We start from the raw sequence: 6,340 nt of genomic DNA, 5'->3' as shown, positions 1-6,340 counted from the left end.
TCCAATATTAATTTTAACGCCTCCACTCTTGCTTATTTTAATATTTCAGATTCAGTTTTTCGTCTTTCTATTTATAGGTTTTGATTTAGGGTATAGATGCTGCCAAGATATGCTGTACTATGATTTTGCTATTGGATATTTCTATGTGCAACTGCATTTATTTTAGGTAGGAAGTTAGCGATTACTTTTGTTTTGCCAACCAGTAATTCTTTTATAAGTACTTATGGATCGAAAACAGATATCGGAAGTTCATTAACAATATGAGGCTATAATGGATTTATGGAAAAAAATGATAATGAAAAATGAGGTATAGGGAGGGTGGAATCAGCAGGATTATGGAATAGGGAAGTATAATCCAAGGATAACGTAATTTGGGCGTTTGATCCATTGCATGATAAATATCCTGGCAAAATAGAAAATGGAGTATGAGGAAAATTATTGTTAGTTTGCTTCTACTTTGTTCATGTAAAGGTTATTTTTTTGTTCCGATTGATAGAGTAGTAGTAAATAAACCCGGTTATCTGATGTTTTACGTCAGGCAAAATCAGGAAGCGATAGATACGCTAGATTATGAATCTCGTTATCTACTAAAGCTAGCTGATACAAATAAAATTACTAGTGTTTTCTGGGAGAGAAAAATTTCAGAGTCGTTTAACTTTTTAAGAGAAATTAAAGTTGAAAAGCCGATTTTCTATGAATTCGGAAACTTTAAGGATAGGGAATGGTATTTGTCCTATTGTGATACTTTAGGATATGACAAAAATGGTATTTATATGTATTTACCAGTGGTTATGGTCTACGTACCCCCAAAACATTTTTATGAACAAAAAAAGATTAAAAGACAAATTAATGATGACATTTTTTGGTTTGAAGTCAGAAAGTTTAGTGCAAGTGTCATTCGCGTAGATCCTGTTACAAAGAAAGTTTTTGAAAATTGATTAAGAATAGAATAATCAGCAAGTCAGCCTAATACTAAAGAATATGAATGATCCCTTTATAATTGGTGCTTATTGGGGAGAGAGGGCAGCATCTTTAATTCAAATAAAAGATCAAATATTACAAACATTAAATTGCCTGGCTCGTATAGATATCGAGTTTTCAAGCTGGTATGAAACAGGGATGAGTCGCAAAGATGCATTAGCCCAAAAGATAAAATGGGAAGATGATGTAATTATTCGTCAATGCATAGAAAGTGTAAGAAAAGGTGAATTAAATGAGCAGGGGTTTTCAAAAATGGGATTTTTGTTTAGTTTGTGGAATGGGCGTACTGATGAAGAGTCGAGTAGTCTATCTTTTAATGTGGGGAAATCTTCCCAAGTATTGATTAATAATTGTATAGTAACACTTCCTTATGAAGGGGTGGCTAAGGATAGATTGTTAGAACAGAAGAAAGTACTTGCAATAATGTCGATACTGATTGATATATGGAACCCTGATAATGCAGTGTTTAGCTCCGAGGCATTAAGAAGTAATATCGGAGGGGATATAGACGGAATTGGCTGGGTTACGTATTCACGATGCATTAAACACATGCCTAAAATTAGTCCTAATCTGGTTCATGAAACGAAGAATAATGGACATCTGTTTTATTTAGCAAATGGGCATAGTTATGATTATTCTTTACTCAATGAGTTGCGATCTTTGAAAAAAAGAATTACATAATGTGTAGGTGGTTAATGTGATTGGGTATGCAACCAGCGACATCTTATCATAGCACTAATGTTACAGTTTTTCCTTTTCCATCAACTTTTGGATGATCTACCTAAGACATTGGACGGCCTTAATGAATTAAGACAGGAAATTAAGGATAGCACAACTGCGAACAATGGTAAAATTAAGCCTGAACATGTAGAGTTATTACAAAAAATTAAAACGCAAGAAAAAGCGATAGGAGAAAGAAATAAGCAGAAAAGAAAGAAATAAAAATTAGAAGAATGAAAACACTTGAAGAAGTAAAAAAGTTATTTGAGAATAAAAGCTACCTAATTCGAAGTGAGTTTATAAACGATTATGATTTTGAAGATGATTATTTTGAATATTATCATCATTTTTTACTGAATGTAAAATCAATAAGAGATAAGTTTTATCTCTCAGATTTGATTGACTTGACTGGATGGCTTAATATTTATGATCTAAATATAAGGAAACGTTATTACGAGTTACTTTTTCAAAAAAGTAATTATTTGGTGAAATTGGCAGTCTTAGATTATTTTAAGTATTGCGAAAAAAATTTACTACCAAAGGGATATGTAAAGGATCTCAATTTACTATACAGCCATAGACAACCAGAAATATTAAGATCTCAAATATTGTTTAATTTGATAATATGTAAACAAGAAATTGATTCTCTTTATATTGAGTGTTTATCTAATTTAATAGAGAAGACTAAAGATTGGAAAATTTTGCATCGCTTATTAAGTAATCTAAATGAGATTAGGCTAAACAAAAAAGTGCATGAAATAATTTGTGGAAATTTGGTGAAAAAGGCAGATACATTTGCTTTTGAAGGGAGAACAAGAGAACTACTAAAATCTATATGTATTGATTCAAATCGTAATTGAACTAACAAGTATGATTAGGAACTTTCTCATAAACTGTTTAAGCCATAAATAATAAGGCCCTAGTCAACGACTGGGCCTTATTATTTATGGCTTATGATTTTGTTATTGAATAGCCTTTAGTTTTACGTAATTGATCATTGCATCCAGGGCGTAGATACAGTTTTTATCTAGCTCTGGGAATTTAGAAATATCATCCAGTCTTTTAAGCGTAGAGCTGGCTTTTAAAAGGGCTCTGTCTTTAGATTCTCCTAATAAATACCCTACGGTAGTCTCCAAGAGACATCGATACCAACATAAAGAGTATGGGTGCCGATAATTACCAATACGATAAATAGGTAATCTGAAAGTAATAAGTCTGCCAATATTACTGCCATAAGTATGGTCGGTATATGGTAAGGTTAAAAGTATTACCTCCAGTGATAGTAGTTCTTTGCAATATAAGTATGATGCAACTGGTAACCGAATCTATAAAGAGTACACGAAATCGGGTGTAACCACGAGAACCTGGTACATTCGTGATCCTCAGGGTAATGTACTTTCAGTTTACAGTAATAATGGAGGGGCTCAAACCTTCTGGAAAGAACAACATCTTTATGGTAGTAGCAGATTAGGAATGTTTGTTCCAGAAATGCAGGTTACCGGAACTCCAGGTAGTGCTACTACAATCTGGAATCAAAGTAACCGTATTCGTTATGAACTAACGAATCATCTTGGTAATGTACTGGCTACTATCTCCGATGTGCCTTCAACTATCTATAACATGACCGATTATGCTCCATTTGGAATGCAGCAGGTTGGAAGGAATTATAGCTTGAGCGGAACGTATAGGTATGGGTTTAATGGGAAGGAGAATGATAATGAGGTGAAGGGAGAGGGGAATCAGCAGGATTATGGAATGAGAGTGTATGATCCGAGGATAGGACGCTTTTTAAGCGGAGATCCTCTACAGGCACAAAGAACTTGGATGAGTCCCTATAACTTTGTACAAAACTCACCAATCATTAAGATAGATCCTTCAGGAGGATTAGACGATGATTATATGATTAGAAAAAATGGAGATATCATTGTTAACAAAACGGATGATAAATTTGATAGATTTTATGTGGAAACAAGTCAAAAGCAGGTCGATTATATGTTGGTCAGATCATATAAATTAGCTGGACAGTTAGAAAAAAATGGTAACGGGTTGGTCGCATTTCCAGAAAAAGGAGAAAATTGGGATAGCTATGGTGTTGTTGAATCCGGCGGGCAGTCAAAAGGAGTGAAAAATGGAAAATCATTTGATGAATTTGTCGGTGCTGGTGATAATTTTGTAAAACCAATTACAGCTGCAGGTTTATTTGGTATTTTGAATGAAGTAAAAGTAGCTGGAATTACAATTAGTTTTGGAGATATGTCTTCCAACAATGGTAGCGATCCGGCGGTGGGGGAAGATAATACTTTTCACCATGGAGGACATGGTCACATGGGAGCACGTTCAGGATTAGATGCGGATTTTAGATACGTTGGCAACAATGGACATAGTTTTCAGGGAACGATGGATAGTAAAAAGTTTAGTATAGAGAAAAATGAAATGGTCTATAGAGCAGCCTATAGATTTGGCTTTGATTGGAAAAATACTTATCAGGGAAAACTCGAAATGTTAAATGGAGTGAGAACAATGGGCGGACACAACGACCATGGACATTTGGGAATGAAGGATGGGAACCGAACAAATGTTAGTTCATATGTTCCGTTTAATACAAGTATCGTATTTCGACTGCCTGCTCCCTTGACAAAATTGCAATATAATTGGTTTGGGTATTAAAATATATTTAATATGTTTTTTAGAAGTACAATATTATTGTTTACTATTTTGACAGTTCTTGTCGCATGTAATAATCTTAGTTCATTTAAACAGCAACAACAGTTAGCCATTAAAAATGATTCGATGGCGTTAACTTCTGATAGTGCGACCGAGGAGAAAAACGTGACAGCCGTAGAAGGGATTGGAATTTTGAGACTTGACCCTAATTATGAAATGACTAAGTTGAATTTATACAACGTTGATAGTAGTATTTGGATGACTTATGTCTATAATGACACATTTGATAACGACTCCATTAGAGCCTATTCTATGAAGCCAGATAATATATTTCTTGTCTTTAGATGTCTCCAAAGGGCGGGAAATATGTATAAGATTGTTGTGAACGAACAAACACAAGAAGTTAAATATATCAGCGTTAATGCTGGTGAATTTGCATTTCAAAGCTGGGGGAAATATTTAATGGATGTCTTTGCAGTTGAATTTAATCAAACTAAAAATCCACTAAGAACTAATCCGAGTGACACTGCTACAATAATTAAAACTCGACACCAGGCAAAAGATTCAGAAGATCCTATTTTTTTTCATCCAATAAAATATAAGAATAATTGGCTGGAAGTTGAAACAGATTCGGGTATAAAAGGCTGGATTAAATATATTGACGATAACCATCTGGCCGTTACTATATTTAATGAGGCATAAGAGTAAACCTTGTACGAAGTTTTTTTTAGAAAATTGAAGGTAGAATATTTATTTATATCATAAATTTTGAAAAAAGTACTGATAGCTATTCTGTTTTTTAAAATAGAATATAAGTAATATAGAAAATCAGGGCAGGTAGCTGTGGAAACCCGGTATGTAAGAGATCCACGGTGCACTACACTTGGCATTTATGGTAATAATAGTGGAGCCCAGGTTTTCTGGAAAGAGCATCATTTGTATGGAAGTAGCCGTTTAGGTATGTGGCTTCCTGAAATGCAAGTAAGCGGTACACCAGGAAATGCTGTGACATTATGGAACCAGGCGAACAGGACGCGTTATGAGCTTTCCAACCATTTAGGTAATGTAATGGCTACTATATCTGATCAGCCATTAACAGTGTATAATATGACCGATTATGCGCCGTTTGGAATTCAGCAGGTGAGACGGAATTATAGCTTGAGTGGAACGTATCGTTATGGGTTTAATGGTAAGGAGAATGATAATGAGGTGAAGGGAGAGGGAAATCAGCAGGATTATGGAATGAGGATATATGATCCACGAATTGCTAAGTTCTTGAGTGTGGATCCAATAACTAAGAAGTATCCTGAATTAACGCCATATCAATTTGCTAGTAATAGCCCAATTTACGGAATAGATCTAGATGGATTAGAGTTATTACCAATGCATAGTTCTATGTATCAAATGGGATTTATTAGTGGAAAGAAACTTGCAATGGGTATAAATACAGCCACTATCTAATTAAGGTTGCCGTGAAAAAATACCAAGTGCTTTATCTGATGGAAATGGTGGCTTTAAATATACGAAAGGAGGACCTATGACAACCAATGGGCATGATTTGGAGGAACCATATTTAGCCAATCCAGGTAGATATAACAACAATGGTCCAGAATTTTCTGGTAAATATGGGGATGAAGCTGGAGAAGATCCAGGCGAGGCGAAGCAAAATGATTTTGGCGCTACTCCTAAAAAAGCAAACAATTTTATTTCAAAAGGCTTAAGTGTTATTGATGGGTTATCCAAGTTAAAATTGCTGGTTGATAATCAGTTTGCAGTGTCACAATGGGAAGCCTCAGAAGTTGAACAGAAGGCCAGAGCTGGATTTTATACGGCTACAAATATTATTAATGAATCAATTAAATCAGGCCTTTTGGTTAATGTGATTGGGTTTGCAACCAGCGACAACTTATCATAGCACTAATTTTACAGTTTTTCCTTTTCCAGCATAATAAAAATGAGAAATATTTATAGACTT

At 34.5% G+C, this 6,340-nt stretch carries 9 protein-coding genes; 8 read left to right on the top strand and 1 reads right to left on the bottom strand.

Going from position 1 to position 6,340, the window contains the following annotated elements; genetic code table 11:
- Positions 1-425 precede the first annotated feature (425 nt).
- The 4 genes from DVR12_RS27445 to DVR12_RS27430 are packed head-to-tail and all read left to right on the top strand — an operon-like array spanning position 426 to position 2,561.
- A complete protein-coding gene (locus tag DVR12_RS27445) occupies positions 426-938 on the top strand; it encodes a hypothetical protein (protein ID WP_116979062.1) in 513 nt (170 codons plus the stop codon).
- A 43-nt stretch (positions 939-981) separates the two neighbouring features.
- Positions 982-1,662, top strand: coding sequence for an Imm52 family immunity protein (locus DVR12_RS27440; RefSeq protein ID WP_116979060.1), 681 nt, complete (start codon positions 982-984; stop codon positions 1,660-1,662).
- A gap of 57 nt (positions 1,663-1,719) precedes the next feature.
- The gene (locus DVR12_RS27435; protein WP_116979058.1) at positions 1,720-1,923 is read left to right on the top strand and encodes a hypothetical protein; all 204 of its coding nucleotides are present in this window, start codon (positions 1,720-1,722) and stop codon (positions 1,921-1,923) included.
- A gap of 11 nt (positions 1,924-1,934) precedes the next feature.
- Positions 1,935-2,561, top strand: coding sequence for a hypothetical protein (locus DVR12_RS27430; protein ID WP_116979056.1), 627 nt, complete (start codon positions 1,935-1,937; stop codon positions 2,559-2,561).
- 102 nt (positions 2,562-2,663) lie between these two features.
- Here the strand turns inward: DVR12_RS27430 and DVR12_RS27425 are convergent, their stop codons facing one another.
- Positions 2,664-2,837: a hypothetical protein gene (locus DVR12_RS27425; protein WP_199417219.1), complete on the bottom strand. Its 174-nt coding sequence runs from the start codon at positions 2,835-2,837 to the stop codon at positions 2,664-2,666.
- Between the two features lie 154 nt (positions 2,838-2,991).
- On the opposite strand from DVR12_RS27425, the gene DVR12_RS27420 reads away from it, so the two are divergent.
- The 4 genes from DVR12_RS27420 to DVR12_RS27405 all read left to right on the top strand — a co-directional run bounded on the left by DVR12_RS27420 (position 2,992) and on the right by DVR12_RS27405 (position 6,280).
- Positions 2,992-4,368, top strand: a complete 1,377-nt coding sequence (locus DVR12_RS27420; protein ID WP_116979052.1) for an RHS repeat domain-containing protein — start codon at positions 2,992-2,994, stop codon at positions 4,366-4,368.
- A 12-nt stretch (positions 4,369-4,380) separates the two neighbouring features.
- A complete protein-coding gene (locus tag DVR12_RS27415; RefSeq protein ID WP_116979050.1) occupies positions 4,381-5,067 on the top strand; it encodes a hypothetical protein in 687 nt (228 codons plus the stop codon).
- Between the two features lie 141 nt (positions 5,068-5,208).
- Positions 5,209-5,826 (top strand): RHS repeat domain-containing protein, encoded by a 618-nt coding sequence (locus tag DVR12_RS27410; RefSeq protein ID WP_116979048.1) that lies wholly within the window; start codon positions 5,209-5,211, stop codon positions 5,824-5,826.
- A gap of 76 nt (positions 5,827-5,902) precedes the next feature.
- Positions 5,903-6,280, top strand: a complete 378-nt coding sequence (locus DVR12_RS27405; protein ID WP_116979046.1) for a hypothetical protein — start codon at positions 5,903-5,905, stop codon at positions 6,278-6,280.
- Positions 6,281-6,340: the final 60 nt, after the last annotated feature.

Origin of the sequence: Chitinophaga silvatica (assembly GCF_003419895.1) — a bacterium.
GTDB classification, from domain to species: Bacteria; Bacteroidota; Bacteroidia; order Chitinophagales; family Chitinophagaceae; genus Chitinophaga; species Chitinophaga silvatica.
This window is presented reverse-complemented; position numbering and strand designations above follow the sequence as displayed.

Bases quoted from the DNA above. Each gene is read 5' to 3' on its own strand.
- DVR12_RS27415 (WP_116979050.1), top strand. From the start codon at position 4,381: ATGTTTTTTAGAAGTACAATATTATTGTTTACTATTTTGACAGTTCTT.
- DVR12_RS27430 (WP_116979056.1), top strand. From the start codon at position 1,935: ATGAAAACACTTGAAGAAGTAAAAAAGTTATTTGAGAATAAAAGCTAC.
- DVR12_RS27405 (WP_116979046.1), top strand. From the start codon at position 5,903: ATGACAACCAATGGGCATGATTTGGAGGAACCATATTTAGCCAATCCA.
- DVR12_RS27445 (WP_116979062.1), top strand. From the start codon at position 426: ATGAGGAAAATTATTGTTAGTTTGCTTCTACTTTGTTCATGTAAAGGT.
- DVR12_RS27435 (WP_116979058.1), top strand. From the start codon at position 1,720: ATGTTACAGTTTTTCCTTTTCCATCAACTTTTGGATGATCTACCTAAG.
- DVR12_RS27440 (WP_116979060.1), top strand. From the start codon at position 982: ATGAATGATCCCTTTATAATTGGTGCTTATTGGGGAGAGAGGGCAGCA.